Annotated in this window: 20 protein-coding genes, 1 pseudogene and 1 riboswitch; of the genes and pseudogenes, 16 read left to right on the forward strand and 5 right to left on the reverse strand. The window is 61.7% G+C overall.

Translation table 11 applies throughout. The features are described from left to right. Window positions 1–7: 7 nt before the first annotated feature. The 8 genes and pseudogenes from HWX39_RS03320 (at window position 8) to HWX39_RS03355 (ending at window position 6262) form a co-directional block, all read left to right on the forward strand. Window positions 8–502, forward strand: a complete 495-nt coding sequence (locus HWX39_RS03320) for a hydroxyquinol 1,2-dioxygenase (RefSeq protein WP_175965547.1) — start codon at window positions 8–10, stop codon at window positions 500–502. Window positions 503–540: 38 nt separating this feature from the next. Then, the gene (locus tag HWX39_RS03325; protein ID WP_175965548.1) at window positions 541–1560 is read left to right on the forward strand and encodes a hydroxyquinol 1,2-dioxygenase; all 1020 of its coding nucleotides are present in this window, start codon (window positions 541–543) and stop codon (window positions 1558–1560) included. A gap of 45 nt (window positions 1561–1605) precedes the next feature. Next, entirely contained in the window at window positions 1606–3072 is a 1467-nt protein-coding gene (locus HWX39_RS03330; protein ID WP_175965549.1) for an aldehyde dehydrogenase family protein, read from the forward strand. 8 nt (window positions 3073–3080) lie between these two features. Beyond that, window positions 3081–4148, forward strand: a complete 1068-nt coding sequence (locus HWX39_RS03335) for a maleylacetate reductase (RefSeq protein WP_175965550.1) — start codon at window positions 3081–3083, stop codon at window positions 4146–4148. A 28-nt stretch (window positions 4149–4176) separates the two neighbouring features. After that, a pseudogene (locus tag HWX39_RS03340) lies at window positions 4177–4305 on the forward strand (6-chlorohydroxyquinol-1,2-dioxygenase); the annotation flags it as partial. Between the two features lie 20 nt (window positions 4306–4325). After that, window positions 4326–4637 (forward strand): YciI family protein, encoded by a 312-nt coding sequence (locus HWX39_RS03345; RefSeq protein ID WP_046549162.1) that lies wholly within the window; start codon window positions 4326–4328, stop codon window positions 4635–4637. Between the two features lie 3 nt (window positions 4638–4640). Continuing rightward, window positions 4641–4976 carry a Rieske (2Fe-2S) protein gene (locus HWX39_RS03350; RefSeq protein ID WP_175966068.1) on the forward strand — a complete coding sequence of 112 codons (336 nt, stop codon included), beginning with the start codon at window positions 4641–4643 and terminating at the stop codon, window positions 4974–4976. A 197-nt stretch (window positions 4977–5173) separates the two neighbouring features. After that, the gene (locus tag HWX39_RS03355; RefSeq protein ID WP_175965551.1) at window positions 5174–6262 is read left to right on the forward strand and encodes a porin; all 1089 of its coding nucleotides are present in this window, start codon (window positions 5174–5176) and stop codon (window positions 6260–6262) included. Between the two features lie 364 nt (window positions 6263–6626). Here the strand turns inward: HWX39_RS03355 and HWX39_RS03360 are convergent, their stop codons facing one another. Then, window positions 6627–7004: a hypothetical protein gene (locus HWX39_RS03360; protein WP_175965552.1), complete on the reverse strand. Its 378-nt coding sequence runs from the start codon at window positions 7002–7004 to the stop codon at window positions 6627–6629. A gap of 315 nt (window positions 7005–7319) precedes the next feature. Beyond that, window positions 7320–7423, forward strand: a riboswitch (SAM-I-IV-variant riboswitch). A gap of 42 nt (window positions 7424–7465) precedes the next feature. Here HWX39_RS03360 and HWX39_RS03365 point away from each other — a divergent pair. The 5 genes from HWX39_RS03365 (at window position 7466) to HWX39_RS03385 (ending at window position 14502) form a co-directional block, all read left to right on the forward strand. Further along, window positions 7466–7822 (forward strand): hypothetical protein, encoded by a 357-nt coding sequence (locus HWX39_RS03365; protein ID WP_175965553.1) that lies wholly within the window; start codon window positions 7466–7468, stop codon window positions 7820–7822. Between the two features lie 475 nt (window positions 7823–8297). Beyond that, window positions 8298–9632, forward strand: a complete 1335-nt coding sequence (gene mauJ / locus HWX39_RS03370) for a methylamine utilization protein MauJ (RefSeq protein WP_175965554.1) — start codon at window positions 8298–8300, stop codon at window positions 9630–9632. 269 nt (window positions 9633–9901) lie between these two features. Continuing rightward, on the forward strand, window positions 9902–10495 hold the full coding sequence (locus HWX39_RS03375; protein ID WP_175965555.1) for a hypothetical protein: 594 nt from the start codon (window positions 9902–9904) through the stop codon (window positions 10493–10495). 121 nt (window positions 10496–10616) lie between these two features. Beyond that, window positions 10617–11957: a DUF1837 domain-containing protein gene (locus HWX39_RS03380; RefSeq protein ID WP_175965556.1), complete on the forward strand. Its 1341-nt coding sequence runs from the start codon at window positions 10617–10619 to the stop codon at window positions 11955–11957. A gap of 184 nt (window positions 11958–12141) precedes the next feature. Next, window positions 12142–14502 (forward strand): DEAD/DEAH box helicase, encoded by a 2361-nt coding sequence (locus HWX39_RS03385; protein ID WP_175965557.1) that lies wholly within the window; start codon window positions 12142–12144, stop codon window positions 14500–14502. 1111 nt (window positions 14503–15613) lie between these two features. On the opposite strand, the gene glmS is transcribed toward HWX39_RS03385, so the two are convergent. Beyond that, window positions 15614–17443, reverse strand: coding sequence for a glutamine--fructose-6-phosphate transaminase (isomerizing) (glmS, locus tag HWX39_RS03390; RefSeq protein ID WP_175966070.1), 1830 nt, complete (start codon window positions 17441–17443; stop codon window positions 15614–15616). A 156-nt stretch (window positions 17444–17599) separates the two neighbouring features. Between glmS and HWX39_RS03395 the strand changes: the two genes are divergently transcribed. Next, window positions 17600–18091, forward strand: coding sequence for an Lrp/AsnC family transcriptional regulator (locus tag HWX39_RS03395; RefSeq protein WP_021160045.1), 492 nt, complete (start codon window positions 17600–17602; stop codon window positions 18089–18091). A gap of 32 nt (window positions 18092–18123) precedes the next feature. Here the strand turns inward: HWX39_RS03395 and panB are convergent, their stop codons facing one another. Then, on the reverse strand, window positions 18124–18981 hold the full coding sequence (panB, locus tag HWX39_RS03400) for a 3-methyl-2-oxobutanoate hydroxymethyltransferase (RefSeq protein WP_175965558.1): 858 nt from the start codon (window positions 18979–18981) through the stop codon (window positions 18124–18126). Window positions 18982–19058: 77 nt separating this feature from the next. On the opposite strand from panB, the gene HWX39_RS03405 reads away from it, so the two are divergent. Beyond that, on the forward strand, window positions 19059–19877 hold the full coding sequence (locus HWX39_RS03405) for a helix-turn-helix transcriptional regulator (RefSeq protein ID WP_175965559.1): 819 nt from the start codon (window positions 19059–19061) through the stop codon (window positions 19875–19877). Window positions 19878–19896: 19 nt separating this feature from the next. On the opposite strand, the gene HWX39_RS03410 is transcribed toward HWX39_RS03405, so the two are convergent. After that, a complete protein-coding gene (locus tag HWX39_RS03410) occupies window positions 19897–20430 on the reverse strand; it encodes a methylated-DNA--[protein]-cysteine S-methyltransferase (protein ID WP_175965560.1) in 534 nt (177 codons plus the stop codon). Continuing rightward, a complete protein-coding gene (locus HWX39_RS03415; RefSeq protein ID WP_175965561.1) occupies window positions 20427–21911 on the reverse strand; it encodes a DNA-3-methyladenine glycosylase 2 family protein in 1485 nt (494 codons plus the stop codon). Before HWX39_RS03415 ends, HWX39_RS03410 begins: the two co-directional genes overlap by 4 nt. Window positions 21912–22231: 320 nt before the next feature. On the opposite strand from HWX39_RS03415, the gene HWX39_RS03420 reads away from it, so the two are divergent. Continuing rightward, window positions 22232–23524, forward strand: a complete 1293-nt coding sequence (locus tag HWX39_RS03420) for an MFS transporter (protein WP_175965562.1) — start codon at window positions 22232–22234, stop codon at window positions 23522–23524. Window positions 23525–23588 lie beyond the last annotated feature (64 nt).

Raw genomic sequence — 23588 nt, forward strand, 5'->3', positions numbered from 1 at the left:
GACAGCAATGACCGACACGGCATTCCATACCGTCCTTGGCTCGCTCGACAGCTACCGGAAGGGCGAGATCGAAATCACGAGCGGCAGCGCTCAACACTACGCGTTCTCGAATGTCTTCGAGGTCGCATCGAAGTCGGCCCCTTACGAAAAGGTCGTCGCCGGCAAGAACCTCGAATACGTGATCGAAGTGCTGCGCACCGACGGCCAGTCGCCGTGGTTCGCCTGCGCGCACGACGAGTTCGTGATCCAGATGGATGGCGAAGTCCGGATCGAATTCATCAAGCTCGATACGCCGCCGGCATCGGGGCGCGGAACCGTGAGCGCCGGCACGCAACCGGCCGGCCGCAAGATGGGCTACGTCGTATTGCGCCAGGGCCATCAGGCGCTGCTGCCGGCCGGCTGCGCATACCGCTTCACCGCGAGCCGGCCGGGCGTCGCGCTCGTGCAGACCGTCCTGGGCGAGCTGTCGGTGGAGAAGTGGGCCGACATCTGCCTGCACTGATTCGTCCGACCTCATTCGACTATTCCAGGAGACACGTTATGGCCACCCTCGACACCCTCGACCCCTCCGTGGGCTTTGCCGCCGATCTGGTGCGATCGACCGAAGCCGATGCCGTCACCGGCTATCGCCGCTTCCAGCTCGGCGCGTTCGAGTTCCAGCGCGACGAATATTTCGTGAAGATCAGCTGGCCCGCGAAAGGCCGGACGCGCACGCATGCGATGCCGGCGGACGCGTTCCTGCGCGCGATGATGCGCGACGTGGCGTGGGGCTTCTTCTACGGCTGGGTGAACTTCGACCACGTGTTCGGCACGCGCAATCACTACGGCAAGGTGGATATGTATGCGGGCACCTTCAACGGCATCCTGAAGGACGCCGGCGTCGACTACACCGAGACCTTCGAAACGCCCACCATCATGGCGACCTTCAAGGCGATGCTGCACGACTGGACGAACGAGGGCTTCGACCCGTTCGCGGCGCCCGAGGAAACCGGTACGGCGTTCGGACGCAAGCACGGCGACAACGGCTCGGCGATCGAGCGCACGCGGATCGCGACGCGCCGCATGCCGGGCCTCGAGGGCGATTCGCCGCTGCGCGACGACCTGCCGGTCAACCGCGCGTTCCTCGACGTCGCGCAGGACGAACCGGAAGTGCACGTCGAGCCGGGCTTCGAAGGCGAGCTGCACGCGTTCAACCTGTTCAAGTACCTGTCGCGCTCGGACGTGACGTGGAATCCGTCGGTCACGTCGGTGTGCGGGCGCAGCCTGTTCTGCCCGACCACCGAGGAATTCATCCTGCCGGTGTTCCATGGCAACGATCGCGTCGAATGGTTTCTGCAGCTATCCGACGAAATCGTGTGGGACATCGGCGACAAGAACACCGGCGCGCCGCGTGCGCGCGTGACGATGCGCGCCGGCGACATCTGCGCGATGCCCGCCGACATCCGGCACCAGGGCTACTCCACGAAGCGCTCGATGCTGCTGGTCTGGGAAAACGCCACGCCGGATCTGCCGCAACGCTACGAGAGCGGCGAGCTCGCGCCGTATCCGATCGCGTTCTGAGCGGCGCTTCCGTTTCCGCTTCAAGCCCTACATCGAGGACGATTCATGCAAACCCAACTCTTCATCGACGGACGCTTCGTTGACGCCGTCGACCGCGGCACGATCGACGTGCTGAATCCGCACGACGGCGCCGTCATCACGAAGATCGCCGCGGCCACCGCGGCGGATGTCGACCTGGCCGTCGAAGCGGCGGCCCGCGCGTTCCCCAGGTGGTCGGCGCTGCCGGCCGCCGAACGCGGCCGCTTGCTGCTGCGCCTGGCCGATGCGATCGAGGCCAACGCGGAGGAGCTGGCGCAGCTCGAATCGCTGGACACCGGCCACCCGATTCGTGATTCGCGTTCGCTCGACGTGCCGCGCACGGCGGCCTGCTTCCGTTACTTCGGCGGCATGGCCGACAAGCTGCAGGGCTCGGTGATTCCCGTCGAAACCGGCTTCCTGAACTACGTGCAGCGCGCGCCGATCGGTGTCGTCGGCCAGATCGTGCCGTGGAATTTTCCGCTGATGTTCACGAGCTGGAAGATGGGCCCGGCGCTCGCGGCCGGCAACACGGTGGTGCTCAAGCCGTCGGAAATCACGCCGCTGTCGACGCTGCGCATCGTCGAGCTGATGGCCGAGGTCGGGTTCCCTGCCGGTGTCGTCAACATCGTCCCCGGCTACGGGCATACGGCGGGGCAGCGGCTCGCCGAACATCCGGGCGTCGGCAAGATCGCGTTCACGGGATCGACGGCCACCGGCCGCCGGATCGTCGAAGCGTCGCAGGGCAACCTGAAGCGCGTGCAGCTCGAACTGGGCGGCAAGGGCGCGAACATCGTGTTCGACGATGCCGACCTCGACGCGGCCATCAACGGCGCCGCGTGGGCGATCTTCCACAACCAGGGGCAGGCGTGCATCGCCGGCTCGCGTCTCGTGCTGCACGAACGCATCGCGGATGCGTTCCTCGAGCGCTTCGTCGCGCTCGCGTCGTCGATCCGCATCGGCAACCCGCTCGATGCGAACACCGAGATGGGGCCGCTCACCTCGAAGCAGCACCTCGATCGTGTGCTGTCGTTCGTCGATGTCGCGCGCGAGCAGGGCGGCCGCGTGCTCGCCGGCGGCAGCGTGCCGCAGGATCCGGCGCTTGCCGACGGCTACTACGTGCGCCCGACGGTCGTCGAGGCAAGGAGCGCGACCGACCGCATTGCGCAGGAGGAAGTGTTCGGCCCGTTCGTCACGGTGCTGCGCTTCGGCAGCGACGACGAAGCGCTGGCCATTGCGAACGCAACCGAATACGGGCTGGGCAGCGGCCTGTGGACGAAGGATCTTTCCCGCGCACACAAGATGGCGTCGCGGATCAACGCGGGCATGTGCTGGATCAACTGCTACAAGCGCGTCAATCCGGGCAGCCCGTTCGGCGGCGTCGGCAAGTCGGGCTACGGCCGCGAGATGGGCTTCGAGGCGATGCACGACTACACCGAAGCGCGGTCGGTGTGGGTCAACGTCGACGGCAACGTACCGCCGCACTTCAAGCGCTGAGGTTCGCCATGGATCGCTTCGTCTATCAGGGCACCCCTTCCCGCGTGGTGTTCGAATGGGGCGCGCTCGCCAGGCTGCCGGACGAGTTGTCGACGCTCGGTGCCCGCCGCGCACTGATCCTGTCCACGCCCGAGCAGCGGCCGCTCGCCGAGCGTGTCGCGGCGATCCTGGGCGAGCGTGCGGCCGGCATCTGCGCACAGGCGGTCATGCATGTGCCGATCGAGGTCGCGCACGCGGCTCGCGAGATGGCCGGCGAACTGGGCGCGGACTGTTGCGTCGCGATCGGCGGCGGGTCGACGATCGGGCTGGGCAAGGCCATCGCGCTCGAGTCGGTGCTGCCGATCCTGGCCGTGCCGACGACTTACGCGGGCTCGGAGATGACGCCGATCTTCGGGCTCACGGAAGGCCGGCTGAAGCGCACCGGGCGCGACGCGCGCGTGCTGCCGCGTACCGTGCTCTACGATCCGTCGTTGACGTTGTCGCTGCCGCCGGCCATCTCGGCGGCATCGGGCATCAATGCGATGGCGCATGCCGTCGAGGCGCTCTATGCGGAAGACGCGAACCCGGTGATCAGCCTGATGGCCGAGGAATCGATCCGCGCGCTCGGCGAAGCATTGCCGGTCGTGGTGCGCAATCCGGAAGATCGTGCGATGCGCAGCCGCGCGCTGTACGGCGCGTGGCTCGCGGGAACCTGCCTGGGCGCGGTCGGCATGGCGCTGCACCACAAGCTTTGTCACACGCTCGGCGGCACCTTCAACCTGCCGCATGCGCAGACACATGCGGCGATGCTACCGCACACCGCGCACTACAACCATGTTGCCGCACCCGATGCGCTGCGCCGCGTGGCGCGCGCGTTGGGCGGGAACGATGCGGCCGAAGCCGGCCCGCTGCTGTTTGCGCTGAACGCGCAGCTCGGCATCGCGCCGGCGCTCGCCGATCTCGGGATGCCGGAGGCTGGCCTCGACGAAGCTGCCGATCTCGCTTGCCGCAACCCGTATGCAAACCCAAGGCCGATCGAACGCACGGCGATTCGCGCACTGCTTCAGCACGCGTGGGAAGGGCGCGCGCCGCAATGAGCGGCCCGATGCGTCAATGGAGAAAGACATGAGCCATGACCGCCATGACGGCGACGCCAGGCTGAACGAGCAGGTCGTCGCCAGCTTCGACGGCACACCAAGCCCGCGCTTGCGCACGCTGATGCAGAGCCGCGTGTGGCATCTGCATGCATTCGTCCTCGATCGGAGCTGATCGCCATGGCGCGTTTCTTTGCGGTGTTTGCGACGGACCAGCCGGGCATGCGCGACGTGCGCGATCGCGTGCGGCCGATTCACCGGACTTACCTGCGCTCGGCCGATCAGCACGGTGTGGTGGTGCGGCTCGGCGGCCCGACGCTGGATCCGCACGGCGACGCGATGAACGGCACGCTGCTCGTCGTGGAGGCGGACGACATTCAGGCGGTGATGCAGTTCATCGGCAACGATCCGTATGTGAAGGAAGGGCTGTTCTCGCATGTGGAGGTGCGGCCGTGGGACTGGAGCCTCGGCAACCCCGAGCAGAGAGTGTGAATGATGGAAGCACGACCACTCTGCCGCTTTTCCGATGTGCCTGACGGCGGCGCGTCGGTCGTCGACGAAGCATGCATCGGGCGCCCCGTGATCGTCGTGCGACGGGGCGAGCAGGTGTGGGCGTATGTGAATCGTTGCCCGCACTTCTCGGTGCCGCTCGATTTCGTGCCGGGCAGCGTTTCCTGTTACCGGTCGCAGGTGTTGATGTGTGCCCATCACAGCGCGCTGTTCCGGTTCGACGATGGCGTGTGTATCGACGGGCCTTGCTCGGGCTCGGCGCTGGAGGCCGTGGTTGTCGAGGTGGATTCCACCGGGTGGGTCGTCTATCGCGGTGCTTGATCCGGGTGAGTTGGCGAAGTGCAGACAAGGCCGGTTGATGCGGCGGTTGTTGTATCTATAAATCAGTAAAGCTAATCATATTCAACGCGTCGGGAAAACGACACCCGAAAGACGGCGATTCCTTGTGCAGCACCGGGCGAGCACCTGCCACGCAGCAGGTGGCGGTCCCGCATTTTCATAAAAAAGACGGAGACGGAATGAAACTCAGGTTTGGAGCAGTGGCGATTCTTGCCGTGGCGCAGGGCGCATGGGCGCAGAGCAGCGTGACGATGTTCGGGCTGATCGACGCCGGCGTGTCTTATGTCAGCAACGAGGGGGGCGGAAAGAACGTCAAGTTCGACGACGGCATATTCGCGCCCAATCTCTTCGGCTTTCGCGGTACGGAAGACCTTGGCGGCGGATATCGCGCGATCTTCGCGCTCGTGAACCAGTTCTCGATGGCCAACGGCAGCATCGTCGGGACCGGGATTTTCGGGCGCAACGCGTACGTCGGCCTCGAAAGCAATCGGCTCGGCAGCGTCACGCTGGGCAATCAGTATGACTTCATGGTGGATTCGCTGTTTTCAAAGAACAACGCGATTTCGCGGGATATCTCGGGGCTGTACGGTTTTCGCAATGGCCCGTTCCAGCGTCTCGCGCTCCCGGACAATCCGACCGGTGCGTTCGATTGGGACCGCACGGCTGGCAGCAAGCCGATCGCGAACGCCGTCAAGTACAGCTCGCCGACGGTCGCGGGTTTTTCCGGCGGCGTGATGTATGCGTTTGGCGGGGTGGCCGGTTCGGTTGGTGCGGACAATGCCGTCAGCGCCGGGGTGAACTATGACGCGGGCGCGTTTGGTGTAGGCGTGGCTTATACGAACGAGAAGTACGGTCCCGCGCCCGGCGTGCCGTCCACCAGCGTGCGCAACTGGGGCGTCGGGATGCACTACGACTTCGGTGTCGTGACCGCGAGTGCGCTGGTGACCGCCGTGCGGAATTCGTTCAACGATGCCGGGGTGTGGATGGCCGAAGCGGGCGGGTTGTGGCACGTGCGACCGGATGTCGTGCTGGGGGCGAAATACATGTACATGAAGGGCAATGAAGCGGTGAACGACAACCACGCGCACCAGGTCAGCGTGGCGCTTCAGTACCTGTTCTCGAAGCGGACGATGGTCTATGTGTCGGCGGATTATCAGCGGGCGAACAGCGGCGCGAATGCGCAGGTCAATGGCGTGCTCGATCCGAATGGGGCTTCTAGTTCGGCGAGCCAGACGGTGGCGCGGGTGGGGGTGCATACGGTGTTTTGATTGGGCCGTGGTGCCGCGCTTCATTTTGTCTACGGGTCGTTTCGTCGGCACGTACGAGATCGCGTCGTCGAGCTCGGCTCCTGCGCGCTGGCCGGATCGGGTGCGCCACCCGATGTCGAGATTCACTCAACTTGGTTCCGACGCGCCAGCCGTACACGGCCTACCGGAAAACGCGCTTATTCAATGTTGAATTCGCGGTGCATTCAACGTTGAACTTCCAAGGGCAGCTTGGCTCGGTCGCGCACGGGCGACCGGCTCTCATCGACCCGAAGCGGAAGTAGCCGACTCGAAATCCGACGACGCAAAGCGGTCATCCCAGCTTCTACGCCGCACGGGGCCACCTTCCCGACGTGCTAGCGGTCGACTACGCGTCGCCACGGTTCGCGGTGAAAGACCGAAGCGTATCCTCTCGGGGCAGTTCTGAGGGTGCATCACCGGCGAGTCCGTAAACTTCGATGCCACTTAGCAAACCAGCGCTCTCGTAAATGAAGATTCCCGCCGGCGCGTCGTCCGGGCCAAAGAGAAAGTCCCCGAGAACATGCACCCCCGGCGGCGCAGGTTGGTTGCCCTTGATCTGAAAATTGATACTTGCACAGCCGCAGGGGCAGCGCCACGGTGTGACTTCGGCCACCGCGAGTTGTTCGAGAAACGCTCGCGCCTCCGGTTCGCCATGTTCCAGCATCCAGCGAGCGAGCGACATCTCGGAAGCCGACAGTGGGCGATTTACTTCGCGAGGATTCATGGTTTGGGCAATCGAACGGATGCAAGCGAGTTTAGCAGGCGGGTGGCGGGTGGCCGCTTCTTCGACGGGAGACACTGAAAGCGGACGCTCGCAAACGACTCTTCCTGGCCGAACTGAGCCACAGAGCAACCTTGAGGCCGGCGGACCGGCATTGACCACAACCTTGAAGTAACTTTAGAGGTCGGCGTTGAGTGAGCAAAGTTCCCAGTAGGATGAATCTCGACACCCGACCAAGGTAGGGCTCCTCCGGCACGTCTTGCCCGCTATCCGATTTTCGGTATAATGAACCCGCGTTCGGAATGTCGAACGTAAGAATTCAAGCATCCAGAGTCGGGCTATCCGACGCCAACCTGCCCTCCCGGGCAAGGTGGACGCCTTCGAGGCGATGCGGCCGATTTACGGCAACGAAACGGGAGCAGCATGGCTGGCACCGGTTCGATAACCACTCATCCGGAGCCACCATGCGTCAAGCTACCTCCACTTCCTGCCCCGCAGTCTGTGAAGACTGGTCGCATTTCCTTCCCGGTTTCACGCTGACGCATACGGTTCATCTCGTATCGGGATTGAATCCGGGCATAGTCTCGACGGCGGCCGCCGTACTCGAAGATGAAACCGCCACGGTTGACCGCTGGGCCATCACCCGCTGTGGGGGCGTTCTGGAGCAGAAAATCGTTCTCGGGGAAATGACGGAAGGGCAGGCGGTTCGATTGCGCGAACGACTTGCGGCGCTCGATGGCGTGTTTCGCACGAGGGTTGAGCATCATTTCGTTCGGGCGGGTTCGGGGGCGTCCTACAATGCGCCGGAGAGCGGTCGTTAGGCGGGGCATTTGCGTCGTCGCGGTGTCTGCTGATGGCGTTCCGGATTTAAAGCCTTTGCATGTCATGCTCTACCCGCGCGAGTGAAACGTCTGGACGGGCGTCTACTCGTCCTGCTCTGGCAACGGCCCGAAGGTACGGCGTCTTCGCTGCAGTGCCCTCTCTGGTTGCTTTGTTAGCTTACTTGCGCTGCGGCTATCTGCGAGCAAGCCCATTTTGGGTGGGTCTGAGCATCGCTGAATCGAGTCCGCTGATTCCGCCAGGGCGACCATCTCCGACTCGAACCCTTTAGATTTGGAGCCCTGCATCGGTTCTATTTGGCACCTCGCCAAGAGAATCAAACGGAGAACGTTAAAGGGGTTTCTTTTCCCTATCAATCGAGAGCTTCGAGACGACGGCAAACCGTTTGCATCGGCAGATTGAGGGGGATGTCAAACAGTTTTCTGTTAGGGCGAGGTGAGGCTATCATTCAAATTCATGAAGACCCCGTACGTCCCCCATTTCTTCGGAACCGACGCGTTGGCAAAGGTGGCCGACCGGATTGGCTGGCTAACAGTCGGCGTTGCCTCGTCCATAGCGTGGCCAGTTGATGACGTTTGGGTTCAATACGACGGCTCTGAATACCTGCTCCACGGGGTTCGACAGGAGGGGCAGCGACGTATAGCGCCGAGCGTCAGCACACCGGCTACTCGCGAGGAAATTGATGAAGCCCTTTCGCGGCTTTATCGGTTCGTGTCCGTGCTCGGTTTCTTCAAGCGGGGATATGTAGATATCACTGGCCGAAATTGGGCCGGTCACGTCATGCGCAACGTCACGCTAGGTGAATCGCTTGGCACGGTGCTTCAGGGAGGGGAGCGGGGATTCAGCTGTAATCACATGCCAATTGTTGAGGATGACAAAGTGCGTAAGGCACTTGCATTCCTCCGCGAGGGGCGCAGATTGGAACGGGTGCATGAACCCTACTCGTTCCTGTCGTTTTTTAAAGTCATAGAGAGCCAGTTTCGGCCGCGTGATCGTGTTGCATGGGTTGAGGAAAACTTGGCGCTTGTCACGCAGGAGCGGGCCGTCAACCGCATCAATGAGTTACGGGGACAAGGTGTAAACGTCAACCAGCATCTGTTCGATTCCGGGCGATGCGCGGTGGCTCACGCGAGCGTAGACGGTAACATTGTGGACCCGGACATACCGGCAGACCGGAAGCGCATTGCCGCTGACCTAGACATAATTTCGGCACTGGCAGACCGCTACATCAAAATTGACGCGGGCGTGCCTGACGAGATGGACCTTTACAAGTCACGGGATCGCGTAGCGCCGTGGCATGCTTTGATGCCCGCAGAATCCGTCGCCACGTTGAAAGCCGGTGGTAATTTGGGCTCGGAAAAAGATCTTGGCCAGCTCGATGGCGCGACGGTGTCAGTGCGGTTGTGGCCTGATGCACCCGCTCCGCAGTTCGAACGGATGACGCTGCTGCCGACGGCGAGCGTTAATGGTGCTGTGAAATTCATTGCACTGAGTGCCCACGGCACCATCGTGCTGGCGTTCGCGATGGACGTGAAAAACGGCCGTATGCATACGCTGCTGAACGAGGGTGGTATGCGCGCTGGCGTTGAAATTGGGGAAGAAGATATCGAGGATTACACGCGCTACTTCCATAGTGTCGTGGGTAACCGCATTGTAGAGCTGATTATCGACGGCACTGAGCCGGTTGACTGTGAGGTAGTTATACCAGTCAACATCATTCCGCAGGCGCCAGAAGAGGCAGTTGCCCATGCTCTCGACCAGTTCAGGCGGTCTAGGCAGCAGGGCGTCTAGTTATGCCTTATCAGGTAACTCTTAGCCGCCGGTCCGACGAAGAGGTCACCGCGAAGTACGGTGTGAGTAGGAGGATGTACACCTATTGCGTCTCGATGACCCGCGTGAACCGGCAGTTTCGGTGACGAGGGAGCCGCAGCGAAAGCGGCGTGATGTGTTTATGCGGCCGCCTCAGTTGGTACTCAAAGCGCTTGCAGTCCCCAGCGGTATGTGTAAAGAGATGCACCATTTCCGGCGGGCGTTGGAGATGACCAGAAAAAAGGGCTGCAATGAGCTTTGCCAATGAATTCGCAGTCGTAGACTTGGTAGCAAAGAGCCAACTCGCAACCAGCGCGGTAGATGCATTTTCGCTCGCCATCGTCAAGATGGAGCGGCAAATGCGGAAGCTCTTTACATATCTCGTCTATCAGGCTCACGCTTTCGGTCCTGAAAGTGTGGAAGAACTTAGACAAGTGTTGGGTGCGAGTAGGAAAGCGTACTTTGAAGGTTTCGAGCGAGGCATAAATGAACTTTCCGCAGCCTCAATCGAAAAAATGGTGGGGCAGCAATACAATGGACTTCGGCCAATCCTTGTGGACGCATTGGACGTTCGAAACAAAGTCTTCCACGGCCAATTGACTACGCGTTGTCTCCAGCGAGACCAACTCGATGAGCTGACCGACTTTATCAGGCACTGGTGCAATTTGCTTGCCGACGGGGCAAGCAGAGCAGTTGGATACGACGGGTTTGGGCGCAACTCGTTTCAAAAAGGGCCAGACGGGCTGGTAGAGACGTTCAAAGTTCAAATAGACACGGTGGAAAAGTATCGAGCATTTATCCGGGACCATGTAGAGCGGCCCTCGCGCCGAGGTCAAGGGGTATAGCATTCGCGAAATTGCTGGCGGCGGGCAAGAGGGGAATTTTTTAGCGAAAAGAGAACGTTTCATCTGCATCTTTTCAATAAATCGTTGCCAACGATATCGCAACCACTTGCATCCAGGCAACATGGGTAGTTACGAAATTTCCGCCGTAACCATCTCCGCTGTCAAAATTGACAGGATGCCCTCAACTTTCTGCGGCATCGACCGTAGATACGTCAAGCAGTATAGTTTTCGTCTTGGACGCGCGATGTCGATTGAGAAGCGTCAACGCGCAACGAATCATCGTTGGAGCCTAGCCGTCAGTGCGCCCTCATGGCGTTCGGCGAGTCAAGATATGCAAGACGCGTATCTTGACGGTGCTCTCTCCACCTGTTTCTGGGGGGGGGCGGAAAACTGCGTGAAAATGACCGATAATGATGTGGCTAGCATGCTTCGCATGCAAGTTTCTAATAGTCGATATTTCGACCAACCAGTTGTCCGTGTCTTCAAAATGGAAGCCAACAACGCAGTGAACTCGAGAATCGAGCAGTACTTCAAACCTCTCATCGGCAAGCATATTGTCGTGAACCGAATACGCCGGATATCGACGGGTGGCAAATTGGAACCGTCTGTCTCGGCGCATTTCCTGTATCCAGCGTTCGAGCGTGGAAAGCCGGCGATGGACGCACTCATCGAGGCCTTGAAACTAGAGATTCCAGCTTTTTGCACTACAAAGCAAGAGCGAGCGAAAGCGTTGGCGAAGGATAGAGCAGGAGGATTGGAAACCTTCGAGACGCAAATGTTAGTAGACAAAGCGAGACGACTGTTCATCAAAGCCACGGCGGGAAAGAAGGACTCTGGCGAAGGCGGGGAGCTATTGCTGTTCGCGTTCATCGAGCATTTCCTTGAGGCGCCCATCATTTTATCCAAGATGAGGTTGAAGACAAACACACAGATGCCCGTGCATGGAGCTGATGGTGTTCACGCAAGATGGGACAGTGAAGGCAATCGGCTTGTCGTCATATTTGGTGAATCTAAGGTCCATGCATCGATTCACGGAGCGCTCAAGGCCGCTGCGGAATCAGTTGGCTCTTTCGTCGCAGATGTCGAAGGCAGAAAAACGCATGAGCTTCTGTTGACGACTGACCACGTTGACCTCGATGGTTTTCCTGAAGAGTACAAGGAGGAGCTCATACGCTATCTCCATCCATTCGCTACGGAAGAGGGCGCACGTCGTCAAGAAAGATTTGCCATCTTGCTTGCGTATACGTCGAAAGGATACGCGACGCTAGACAGGCTTACGGCTACTGAAGCGGAGAGGGCGTTCTTGGACGACTACAACACGAAACTGTCGCCGGCACTGCGTCTCGCAAAGAAACATCTCGCGCAGGCTGGCGTGGAACTCGATACAGTCGACCTGTTCGTTTTGCCTATGCCAAGTGTGCAGGAATTTCGCGACAAGTTCGACGAGGTGCTGGATGGCTGACTTTAGAACAAGATTGGCAGACGAGGTCTCGTCAAACAGAGAGTTTTGTGCGGCATATGATGTCCTGCAGAGAGACAGTCTAAGCTCGTTATTGAATGGGAACAGGCGGCTCAGTTCGGCCCTGGCCACGAAACTCCTCCGTTCGGCTCTAATCTTTGCTCAGAGCAGCCGCGAGTCTCACTTCATGCTAGCGCAGAACATTGCTTACTGCCTTGCGACAGCGTCTATCACCGATGAAGAGCGTATCGTGTGTCGCCATATTATGGCAAGCGTCGGAAATTTTCCGGCGGGCGAATTCATTTCATCGGAAGTGGGGGACGATTGCCAACTGCCTTGGCAATTGGCGTTGTCGGAACTAGCGAGGCGAGAAGGTAATACGGTGCTTGTATCGGGAAAACCCGAGCTGTTCACTGATTTTCAGCGTAATGTCTGGAATGAACTGCAGCAACGGCAGCATGTCAGTGTTAGAGCGCCGACCTCCGCAGGGAAGTCATACATCGTCCAAGCTTTCATCAAAGAAACGCTTGAAAAATCCGATGCTGTGCTCGACATCGCGTACATCGTTCCCTCTCGGTCATTGATTCACGAAGTTCAAGGGAACCTCGCCCGGTTGCTCGAACAACTGCCGACCCCGCCGGTTATCAGCAGCGTACCTCGAACAAGGCCCGAACTTGCGTCACACCAATCGCGAGTCTTTGTTTTTACGCAAGAACGTCTGCGAACCGCTCTCGACCAGAGCGATTTGTCGCTCGACATACTCATTGTCGATGAAGCTCAGCAAATCGCGGATGGGGCGAGAGGAATGCTCTTGCTGGATTGCCTCGAAGACGTCGCGTCAAGAATGCCGCAGTCCAGGTTACTCTTCATTACCCCTGGGACGCAGAGCGCAGCTACCATCGGTAGATTGCTTGGCGTTCACGGCGTAGTGGATGTTGGAACGAATCTGAGGCCAGTGCGGCAGAATCTGATTTTCGTCAATTTCGAAGAGGCCAAGCGTGACGAGCATATGGTGCTGACGCTCCAGCGGCCTGAAGGCGGGCGGCTCACTATCGGGAGGTTGCCGGCCAGGCCTTCGAATACTGAAATCGGCCGCTTCATCGATGCGATACTCCAGCTCGGGACGGAGGGGCAGAGCCTCGTTTACGCTTCTTCCAAGCATCCCGCGGAGAGCATCGCGAATGAGTTGGCAAACGCCAGTAAGTGTGAACCGAACGCACGTTTGCTCGAGTTGGCTGGATTCATTCGAAAACACGTCCACCCGGAATTTACCTTGGCAAACTGTGTGGAACGCGGTGTGGGGTTCCATTTCGGCAATATGCCGACAAACCTCACAAAGGCCATAGAAGAGTACTTCGTAGAAGGCTTGCTGCATACATTGGTCTGCACGTCGACTCTCCTTCAGGGGGTCAACCTTCCTGCTCGCAACATCTTCTTGTACAAGCCGGAGAAAGGCAACCACACGCCGATGAATCCGGATGACTTCTGGAATTTGGCGGGGCGTGCCGGACGGCTCAAGAAGGATACTCACGGGAACGTCTTCTTGGTTAGCTATGACACGTGGAAGAATAGGCCGGCCCACGAACCTCCGTCGACAGAGGTTACTGCCGCGTTTACAACGGCACTGACGACAGAGCAGAAGACTCTCTTGAAGTTCGCACAAAACGCTAATCACCGCTCCGGCGTACGCCAGACGGCATTCGCCGAAAGTGTATTTTCTCGTTTGGTTACTGACATCAAAACTGGTGCACTTGCAGAGACGGTTCGGCGCGTTGCGCCAAACGGTCTTCACGCCGATGCTATACAGACGATTGCGGTGGTAGAAGAGCAGTTGGATAAGGTGACCCTTCCGCCGGAAGTGCTGAAACGTCATGGGATGATTTCGCCACTACGTCAGCAGCAAATGTATGACGTGCTTCGGGTCGCGGTTCGCGCAGGGCAGCTCGAGGAGCACGTACCTCTTCATCCTCAGCACAAATACAGCGAGGTGAAGACTCGCTTCATGTTCATTCTTTCTCTAATTCATACGAATCTCGAAGGTATTTCGAATCGTGCCCACCGTTACTACAGTTGGTTCGCTTTGTCGTGGATGAGAGGTCGTTCCTTGTACGAGATGATTGACTTCCAGCTTAAAAGGGCCAGGGAGAAAGCGAAGGAGGAGGGGTATGACGGGCTCGTGCCTGCGGGCGAAACGATTAAGAGTGTGATGAAGCAAATCGAGGAGCAGTTGAGGTTCAAATATGTGAAATTCGTCGCTTGCTACATCGACCTACTTCGCTTGGCGGCTTTAACGGAGAAGGGTTTGGATTTGCAAGATATTCCGCCTATTCCGCTTTTCTTGGAGCTCGGGGCTTGCTCAGGAACGATGATTGGATGCATGGACTTGGGAATGTCAAGAATTGCGGCAAGAGAGGTGACAGACGTTTTGGATGGCCGGGACTTGAACTCTGTAATTGTCAAGAAAAGATTGAAGGCGCTATCGCCCGAGCGATTTAGACGGTTGTCACCCTTAGTTAGGCGAGAATTGCAGAGGCTCGCGTTGATTTGACACATATAAGAATCTTCCGAGAGCAATCAAACACGCCTACGGCGCGCGCAGGTGACGAATGCTGAACTTCAAAGATTGGTGTGCGACAGAGAAATCTACCGTGGGATTACATGAGTTGCGCGTGGTTACCGTCAACCCGGCAAAGCTAAGTATCGGAATTGCCGCGACTGCCGAAGTCGTTCCGTCTCATTACGCGTCGGAGGAGCGTATTGCCCGACTTTTGTCTCGGTTGGGGAAGCCGGAAACTTCGGAGAACTTTGCTCCGCGAGCCTCGACCGGACTGGCTACATTCGTGACGAGACTGCTAAAGGTCCGTAGACGGAGCCTATACAGGTCAGGGCACTGATTACGCGATTCATTCGGAGTTATACCCGAGCGTGAGTTAGCCCAGTTGGTACTTGGTAATCGGGGGAGAGTTACCAGGAAGTTAAGCGTCCACTGCGAGCGCGGCACGAATAGTTGGGACGAAGGCCAAGGGGTCAGCACAAAAAGCTTTCTGTTTCGTGCTGAGACAAGAATTGGTTGTTCGCGAGCGACAAAAATTGTGCAACTACAGACCGATTATAGCTACAACGCACTGGATGCAAGTTTTTTGCGCTAGTAACTGGCTAAGCAGAAACTCTCTAGTCCGCAGTACGGGTTCCCCCGCGTTGCGAACGACTCTAGGTAATACTGTAACACCGCGATGTGTCCTTTAGCCATCAGGCTCTGTGCCATGGAAACTCGGCCCCTGACTGTGCTTGAAAGTCTACATGCTTCGGGTTCTGGGAGGTAAGTAGGGGCTCGGCCTACTGCTTTTCGCCCCGTTTTTTTGGGGAAAATCTGCTATGGGAGGTGGAGGCGGGACTATTTGGAGCCGCGGGGCGCTTTCATTTTGGCTGACGGCATGAGACCGGGTTGACGCCCCGAACACCCGCTTGATGGAATTATTTCGGTGTAACTTTTTCGGATTCTCCTCGCTGAAGTGAGTAATTTTTCGTTGCAGGATTAGAGGCGTTTACGTCAAAAAACAAGCGTTTTGATCCAAAAACTGGGTCCTGACGGGATGGAAGCGTTTACGTGAAAACGCTTCTAATCCGGATTGCCACTGAAAAGGGCATGAAACGCCCCCTCACTCCACCGTCACCGACTTAGCCAGATTCCTTGGCTTATCAATATCCGTCCCCCTTGCCAGCGCCGCGTGATACGCAAGCAATTGCATCGGCACCGTATGCAGAATCGGCGAAAGCGGCCCGTAGTATTCATTGAGCCGAATCACCTCGATCCCCTCACTCGGCACCAGCCCGCAGTCGACATCCGCAAAGACAAAAAGCCGTCCATTCCGCGCACTGACCTCATGCATGTTCGACCGGAGCTTTTCGAGCAGCATGTCGTTCGGCGCAACCGCAATCACCGGCATCTCGTTACTCACCAGCGCCAGCGGCCCATGCTTGAGTTCGCCAGCCGGATACGCCTCCGCGTGAATATAAGAAATCTCCTTCATCTTCAACGCGCCCTCGAGCGCGATCGGAAAATGCATCCCCCGCCCGAGAAACAGCATGTTGTCGTGCCTTGCGAGCAGTTCCGACCACGCCATGATCTGCGGCTCCAGCGCGAGCACTTTCGACATCGCATCGGGCAGATGCCGCAGCGCACGCAGATGCGCCTTCTCCTCGTCGTCGCTTAACCGCCCGCGCACCTGCGCAAGCGACAACGTCAGCAGGAACAACGCAACGAGTTGCGTCGTGAACGCCTTCGTCGAAGCCACCCCGATCTCGACGCCCGCACGCGTGACGAACTGCAGCGCACATTCCCGCATCAACGCACTCGTCGCGACGTTGCAGATCGCGAGCGTATGCATCATTCCAATGCGCTTGGCGACATGCACGGCACCCAGCACATCAGCCGTCTCGCCGCTCTGCGACACCGCGACAACCAGCGTGCGCGGATTCGGCACGCTGTCGCGATACCGGAACTCGCTCGCAATTTCCACGCTGGCCGGCAGCTTCGCGATGCTCTCGATCCAGTACTTCGCCGTGAGCGCCGCGTGATAGCTGCCGCCGCACGCGAGCAACAACACCGAATCGACGTCATTGAAAACCCGCCACGCTCCGTCGCCGAACAACTCCGGCATGATCGAAGACACATCGAGCAACGTATCGGCCACCGCCTGCGGCTGCTCGAAGATCTCCTTCTGCATGTAGTAGCGATACGACCCGAGATCGGCCGCGCCGCTATGCGCGGCGACCCGCTGCACCGCGCGCTCGACGCGCTGGCCGGCCGCATCGACGATCCAGTAGCGATGAAGCTGAATATCGGCAACATCACCGTTCTCGAGGTAAGCGATGCGATCCGTGATCCCCGACAACGCAATCGCATCCGATGCCAGAAAATTCTCGCCTTCACCGACGCCGACGACGAGCGGCATCCCGTCGCGCGCGCCGACGATCCGGTGCGGCTCGTCGCGGCACATCACCGCGATCGCATAGCTGCCGCGCAGTCGCGCGACCGCACGCCGCACCGCATCGAACAGATCGCCGTCGTACAGATGATCGATCAGGTGCGCGATCGCCTCGCTGTCGGTCTGGCTCGCGAACACATAGCCATGCGCCTGCAATTCGGCGCGCAGTTGATCGCAGTTCTCGATGATCCCGTTGTGCGACAGCGCGATGCGCGCGTTGGCGTCGCTCGGCGAGAAGTGCGGGTGCGCGTTGAGCGTGACGGGCGCGCCATGCGTGGCCCAGCGCGTATGCGCGATGCCGGTGTAGCCCGACAGCGCATGCTCGGCGATCTCGCGCTGCAGGTTGGCCACGCGCTCGACGCTGCGAGCGCGCGCCAGCGCCCGGTCGCGATAGACCACGACGCCGCACGAATCGTAGCCGCGGTATTCGAGCCGCTTCAGGCCGTCGACCAGGTTCGGCAGGATGTCCCGCTGGGCGACCGCCCCGACAATTCCACACATATCGCGCTCCCTAAATGTCCTGTCTGGATCAGTGAGAGCGATGGTAGGGCGAGCCAAATGGAATTAAATTTCAAAATACAAAAGTAGATGAAATAAATGGCAGGTCAGCTATCATGTTGAAATTAAATTTCACGACCTGACTGGAAGGAGCCGCCGATGGCCGGCATCACCCTCGACGATCTCGACCTGCGCATCCTCGCGATCCTGCAGGACGACGCGTCGGTGTCGAACCTGCAACTGGCCGAGCGCGCGCTGTCGTCGCCGCCCACCTGCATGCGCCGCGTGCGCCGGCTGACGGAAGCCGGCGTGATTCGCCGGCAGGTTGCGGTGCTCGATCCGGTGGCGATCGGCACGGCCGTTACCGCGCTGATCGAGATCAGTCTCGACCGGCAGACCGCGGAAGACTACGACGCGTTCGAAGCGTACGTATGCGCGGAGCCGGCCGTCACGCAGTGCTACCGCGTGTCGCCGGGGCCCGATTTCGTCGTGGTGGCCGATCTGGCCGACGTCGCCGAATACGACGAATTCGCGCGAAGGCTGTTCACCGGCGCATCGAACGTCCGCAACGTGCGGACGTTCTTCTCGACACATCGCGCGAAGTTCGAAGCGAATGCGCGGGTCACGCATGCGATGCGCAAGCGCGCGTAGTGCCCGTCGTGCGTGTCGTGCCCATCGTGCCATCACGCAGCCGCGTCGGCCGCGCCCGCCAGTTGCAGCGGCTTGCCGTACCCGAAGCAATGCGCGGGTTCCGGGAACGCACGCTGGCGCACGTCGTGCGCGTACTGGCGGATCGCCTCGCGCGTCACCGCATTCGCATCGGCATAACGCTTCACGAAGCGCGGGGTGTACGCATCGAATGCGCCGATCATGTCCTCGGTCACGAGCACCTGCCCGTCGCATGCGGGCGATGCGCCGATGCCGATCGTCGGGATCGTCAGCGTTTCCGTCAGATGGCGCGCAAGCGCTTCGGCGGTGCCTTCGATGACGACGCAGAACGCGCCTGCCCGTTCCGCGGAGCAGGCCGCGTCTAACACCTGCGCGGCCGAACGCGGGTCCATCCCCTGCGCGCGGAAGCCACCCGTCGCGTTGGCCTGCTGCGGCATGAGGCCGACGTGCGCCATCACCGGGATGCCGCGCTCGGTCAGGAAGCGGATCGTGTCGGCCATCTCGGCGCCGCCTTCGAGCTTCACGGCCTGCGCGCCGGTTTCGGCGAGCAGACGCGCGGCGGAGCGGTACGCTTGCGCGGGCGATTCCTGATACGTCGAGAACGGCAGGTCGACGACGACGCACGCCTGCGCGGCGCCGCGCACGACGGCCGCACCGTGTGCAATCATCATGTCGAGCGTGACGCGCAGCGTATCGGGCATCCCGTACAGCACCATGCCGACGGAGTCGCCGACGATGATCACGTCGGCCACCTCGTCGACCAGTTTCGCGATCGGCGCGGAATACGCGGTCAGCGACACGAGGCTGCCGATGCCCTTGGTCGAACGGATCGCGGTGACGGTCTTGCGGGTGGTGCGGGTATGAGCGCTCATGGGTGGAAGCCGTGTGAAGGAAGAGCCGCCACGGTAGCATCGCGCTCGTTCGTGCAATGACCTTCGGAGGACGTCTTATGTTGCTGGCGGGACAATCGGGTGACCCTTACGCGGTGCCGCCGATGGCGCGCCTGCCGAGGCCGCTGTACGTGCGTGCGTTCGGGATTCCCGGCAATGTGAGCATCGACGCGCACAGTCATCCGTGGGCGCAGCTGATGTATGCGATGAGCGGTGTGCTCGAGGTCGCGACGCCGTCGGGCCGGCACCTGCTGCCGCCGCACTATGCGATGTGGATTCCGCCGCACGTGCCGCATGCGGTGTCGACGCGCGATGGCGTCGCGTTTCACAGCCTGTATCTCGATGCCGCGATCGCGCGCGACGACGTGCACGACGATTGCGCGATCCTCTGCATGACGCCGCTGCTTCGCGAGCTGGTGCTCGCCACGGCTGAATTGCCGGTGAACTACGACGAGGCGGGGCCGGACGGTGCGCTCGTCTGCCTGATCGCCGACCGGATCGCACGCATGCGGCAGGCGCCGCTGACGGTGCCGCTGCCGCGCGATCCGCGTCTGCTGAAAATCGCGCGTGCGCTGCATGCGTATCCGGGCGATACGCGCAATCTCGACGAATGGGGCCATCAGGTCGGCGCGACGCGTCGCACGCTGTCGCGGCTGTTCCGGCAGGACACGGGGCTGTCGTTTACCGAATGGCGGCAGGCGGTACGGCTGCTGGCGTCGCTGCCGCTGCTCGACGCGGGCGAGCCGATCGGCTCGGTGGCCGCGCAACTGGGTTACGACTCGACGTCGTCGTTCATCGCGCTGTTCCAGGCGAAATTCCAGGTGACGCCCGGCGCGTATGCGAAGCGTGAAGCGCGCCGGCCCGTGCTGAACGCTTGACGCGGCCGCGTATCGCGACTCAGAACGCGAGCGCCTGCTGCACCGGATGGTGGGCGCCGCGCTCGAACCCCGCGCCTTCGAGCGACAGCAGCGCGCGCTTGCGGTCGATGCCGCCGGCATAACCGGTCAGGCTGCCCGACGCGCCGACCACGCGATGGCACGGCACCATGATCGACACCGGGTTACGGCCGACCGCACCGCCCACGGCGCGCGCGCCGCTCATCGGCAACCCGACGCGTTCGGTGATGTCGCCGTACGTCACGAGTTCGCCGAACGGAATGGCGAGCAATGCCTTCCATACCCGTCGCTGAAACGCGGTGCCGCGCAAGTGAATCGGCACCGAGAACGTTTCGCGCATGCCGGCGAAGTACTCGGCGACTTCTTCCGCGACTTTGCGCGCAAGCGGCGACCTCGCGGCCGCGTCCGCTTCGGTCACGATCGCAACCGGCGGGAAGTATTTCTGGCCGACGAAGTAGAGGCCGGTCAGCGCATCGTCCTCGATGCGCACGGCGATGTCTCCCAGCGGGCTCGGAATCAGGTGAGCGGGAGTCATCGCAACACATCTCCATGAAGGCGCCACACGTGCAGTGCGGCATACGCGCGCCACGGCGCCCAGCGCGCCGCATGCGGCGCGGATGATGGCACACGGGTGCGTTCGGCGCGGGCGGGAAGCCACGCATCGTCGGCCGGGAACGCATTCGGCCACGCCATCGCGCGCATCGCGACGTACTGCACCGCGTGTTCGTCGAAGCCGGGCAGCGCGCGCAATGCGTCAAGCGTCGTATCGAGCGGCGCCATCGGTTCGAGCGAGAGCGTGCCGTCGTCGACGGCGCGGGCGAGCGACACGATCGCCTGTGCGGCTTCGCGCGCGATGCCGATCGTTTCGAGCGCGGAAGGCGGCAGCGCGGCCAGCGTCGCGGCGGATGGCAGCGCGTGCGTGAGGCCCGGCGGCGCGCCGTCCACCGGCGTGCCGAAACGTTCGGCGATGCGCGCCAGCACCGGCGCGCCGGCATGCGCGGCCGCAAGCCGTTCGCCCGCGATCGCACGGATCGCGATCTCGACGCCGTCGAACGCGCCCGGTACGCGCAGGCCCGGCGAGCCGCTCGCGAGTTCGCCGAGATGCGCGTCGATCACGTCGGGGCGGCTGTCGAGATCGAACAGCCGCCGCACGCGCGCGAGCACGGCCGGCACGACCGGCGTCAGCGCGGGCGACACGTTGACGGCCAGCGCGAAGCGCTGCGGCACATGCGCGACGGACAGCCAACCGGTGACGCGCCCGTAACCGCCGCTGCCGTTGCCGTTCCGGTTCGGCCATTCCACGACGCGCGCATAACCCTGCGCATCGATCCGCTCGACACCGGCGATCTGCCGCTGCGCGAGAAAGCGCATCAAGTCGGCCCACGCGAACGGCGGGCGATACGGCAGCGGGAACGTCATGTCGCCATCGGCCGACGCGCGCGCCCCTTTGCGCAGCCGCAGCGGATTGAGGCCGTAGCGCTGCAGGAACAGGTCGTTGAAGCGCCGCACGCTGCCGAACCCGGCCGTCGACGCCACGACGGCCACCGGCAGCGCGGTATCGGTCAGCAAGCGCTTGGCCATCAGCAGCCGGTGCGTCTGCGCGAACTCGACCGGCGATACGCCGAACTGCGCACCGAAGATCCGGCGCAGGTGGCGTTCCGTTACGCCCACGCGCTGCGCGAGCGCCTCGACGGAATGCACGTTCAGGAAACCCTCCTCGATCAGCGTGGCGGCCGCGTCGGCGAGATTGCCGGACAGGTCGAGCAGCCCGTGGCCGGGCGCGAGCTCGGGGCGGCAGCGCATGCAGGGTCGGAAGCCGGCTTTCTCGGCGGCCGCGGCGCTCGGGTAGTAGCTGCAGTTCAGCGCTTTCGGCGGCTTCACCGGACAGACCGGGCGGCAATACACGCCCGTCGTCGCCACGCCGACGAAGAACCAGCCGTCGAAGCGGCGATCCCGCGAAAGCAGGGCGTCATAGCAGGTGTCGGGATCGAGGCGCATGAGGCGACTGTAAACCATCCCGGCCCCCGATTCTGGCTGGAATCGGACCTGTGTATCGACCGCCGTCCCCGCGCACGTCCGCCGGGAAAATCCGGGAAAAACGGTTAATGGCACGTTGCGAAACAGTCGTCTCTTTTGCCGCGACCAATTTGAGATGACTCATCGAAATCCCCGACTGACAGGGCGCCGGCACACGCCCTATCCTTTAAAAAACGTTTTCCTGATTGATCGGTGGGATCGGCCGTGCGCGACAGCGCGCCGCCGTCCGCCCCGGCGCCGGTCGCCGGACAACGAACATCGTGCGGCGCGACGGGCGCGGCCGCGCATCGGAGACATTTATGCAATCTGCCGTCGTCGGCACGGTGCGCGCCGTCGCCAGCCGCTACCGCTGGACCGTCTGTGCGCTGCTGTTTTTCGCGACCGTCATCAACTACATGGATCGGCAGATCCTCGGCCTGCTCGCGCCGATGCTCCAGCACGACATCGGCTGGAGCCAGGTGCAGTACGGCCGCATCGTGATGGCGTTTTCCGCGTTCTATGCGCTGGGCCTGCTCGGCTTCGGGCGCATCGTCGACCGGCTCGGCACGCGTATCTCGTATGCGCTGGCGATGCTGGTGTGGAGCATTGCCGCGATGCTGCACGCGGCGGTCGGCTCGGTGATGGGCTTCGCGTTCGTGCGCGCGCTGCTCGGCATCGGCGAGGGCGGCAACTTCCCGGCCGCGATCAAGACGACGGCCGAGTGGTTCCCGCGCCGCGAACGCGCGCTCGCCACCGGCATCTTCAACTCGGGCGCGAACATCGGCGCGGTGTTCGCGCCGGCGATCATCCCGGCGATCGCGGTGGCCTACGGCTGGCGTGCGGCGTTCGTGATCATCGGCGCGATCGGCCTCGTGTGGCTCGCGGTGTGGCTCGTGTTCTATCGCCAGGCCGATACGCGCGCGCTGGCCGCGGAGTACGACGAGCCGCGCGACGAAGCCGAAGCGATGGATGCGGCAAACGCAAATGCCGGTGCGCCGCGCTGGGGTGAACTGATCCGCAAGCGCGAGACGTGGGCGTTCCTGATCGGCAAGTTCCTGACCGACCCGGTGTGGTGGTTCTACCTGTTCTGGCTGCCGAAGTGGCTCAACGAATCGCGCGGGATGGACATGCAGCACATCGGCCTGCCGCTCGTCTGCATCTATGCGCTGACGACGGTCGGCAGCATCGGCGGCGGCTGGCTGTCGTCGATGCTGCTGCGCGCGGGCTGGAGCGTGAACCGCGCGCGCAAGACGGCGATGCTGATCTGCGCATGCTGCGTGCTGCCGATCGCGTTCGTGTCGCAGGTGCAGAGCCTGTGGGTCGCGGTGCTGATCGTCGGCCTGGCCGCCGCTGCGCACCAGGGCTGGTCGGCGAACCTGTTCACGACGGCATCCGACCTGTTCCCGCGCCGTGCGGTGGCATCGGTGGTCGGCATCGGCGGGATGGCCGGATCGATCGGCGGCGTGCTGTTCTCGGAAGTGATCGGCCAGGTGCTGCAGCGCACGGGCCACTACTGGGTGCTGTTCGCGGTCGGCGCATTGGCCTACCTGATCGCGCTGGCAGTGATGCACGTGCTCACGCCGAAGATGAAGCCGGCGCAGCTCGACGCATGAGTGTGTGATCGAGCGTCGACAGACGAACGCGCCGCCCAAGGGCGGCGCGTTTTCTTTCGAAGGC

Source organism: Burkholderia sp. BCC0322, from assembly GCF_902833045.1.
Taxonomy (GTDB): Bacteria; Pseudomonadota; Gammaproteobacteria; order Burkholderiales; family Burkholderiaceae; genus Burkholderia.

Bases quoted from the DNA above. Each gene is read 5' to 3' on its own strand.
- HWX39_RS03325 (WP_175965548.1), top strand. From the start codon at position 541: ATGGCCACCCTCGACACCCTCGACCCCTCCGTGGGCTTTGCCGCCGAT.
- HWX39_RS03335 (WP_175965550.1), top strand. From the start codon at position 3,081: ATGGATCGCTTCGTCTATCAGGGCACCCCTTCCCGCGTGGTGTTCGAA.
- HWX39_RS03360 (WP_175965552.1), bottom strand. From the start codon at position 7,004: ATGAATCCTCGCGAAGTAAATCGCCCACTGTCGGCTTCCGAGATGTCG.
- HWX39_RS03375 (WP_175965555.1), top strand. From the start codon at position 9,902: ATGAGCTTTGCCAATGAATTCGCAGTCGTAGACTTGGTAGCAAAGAGC.
- HWX39_RS03405 (WP_175965559.1), top strand. From the start codon at position 19,059: ATGTTGCTGGCGGGACAATCGGGTGACCCTTACGCGGTGCCGCCGATG.
- mauJ (WP_175965554.1), top strand. From the start codon at position 8,298: ATGAAGACCCCGTACGTCCCCCATTTCTTCGGAACCGACGCGTTGGCA.
- HWX39_RS03345 (WP_046549162.1), top strand. From the start codon at position 4,326: ATGGCGCGTTTCTTTGCGGTGTTTGCGACGGACCAGCCGGGCATGCGC.
- HWX39_RS03395 (WP_021160045.1), top strand. From the start codon at position 17,600: ATGGCCGGCATCACCCTCGACGATCTCGACCTGCGCATCCTCGCGATC.
- HWX39_RS03420 (WP_175965562.1), top strand. From the start codon at position 22,232: ATGCAATCTGCCGTCGTCGGCACGGTGCGCGCCGTCGCCAGCCGCTAC.
- HWX39_RS03350 (WP_175966068.1), top strand. From the start codon at position 4,641: ATGGAAGCACGACCACTCTGCCGCTTTTCCGATGTGCCTGACGGCGGC.
- panB (WP_175965558.1), bottom strand. From the start codon at position 18,981: ATGAGCGCTCATACCCGCACCACCCGCAAGACCGTCACCGCGATCCGT.
- HWX39_RS03415 (WP_175965561.1), bottom strand. From the start codon at position 21,911: ATGGTTTACAGTCGCCTCATGCGCCTCGATCCCGACACCTGCTATGAC.
- glmS (WP_175966070.1), bottom strand. From the start codon at position 17,443: ATGTGTGGAATTGTCGGGGCGGTCGCCCAGCGGGACATCCTGCCGAAC.
- HWX39_RS03385 (WP_175965557.1), top strand. From the start codon at position 12,142: ATGCTAGCGCAGAACATTGCTTACTGCCTTGCGACAGCGTCTATCACC.
- HWX39_RS03355 (WP_175965551.1), top strand. From the start codon at position 5,174: ATGAAACTCAGGTTTGGAGCAGTGGCGATTCTTGCCGTGGCGCAGGGC.
- HWX39_RS03320 (WP_175965547.1), top strand. From the start codon at position 8: ATGACCGACACGGCATTCCATACCGTCCTTGGCTCGCTCGACAGCTAC.
- HWX39_RS03410 (WP_175965560.1), bottom strand. From the start codon at position 20,430: ATGACTCCCGCTCACCTGATTCCGAGCCCGCTGGGAGACATCGCCGTG.
- HWX39_RS03365 (WP_175965553.1), top strand. From the start codon at position 7,466: ATGCGTCAAGCTACCTCCACTTCCTGCCCCGCAGTCTGTGAAGACTGG.
- HWX39_RS03330 (WP_175965549.1), top strand. From the start codon at position 1,606: ATGCAAACCCAACTCTTCATCGACGGACGCTTCGTTGACGCCGTCGAC.
- HWX39_RS03380 (WP_175965556.1), top strand. From the start codon at position 10,617: ATGGGTAGTTACGAAATTTCCGCCGTAACCATCTCCGCTGTCAAAATT.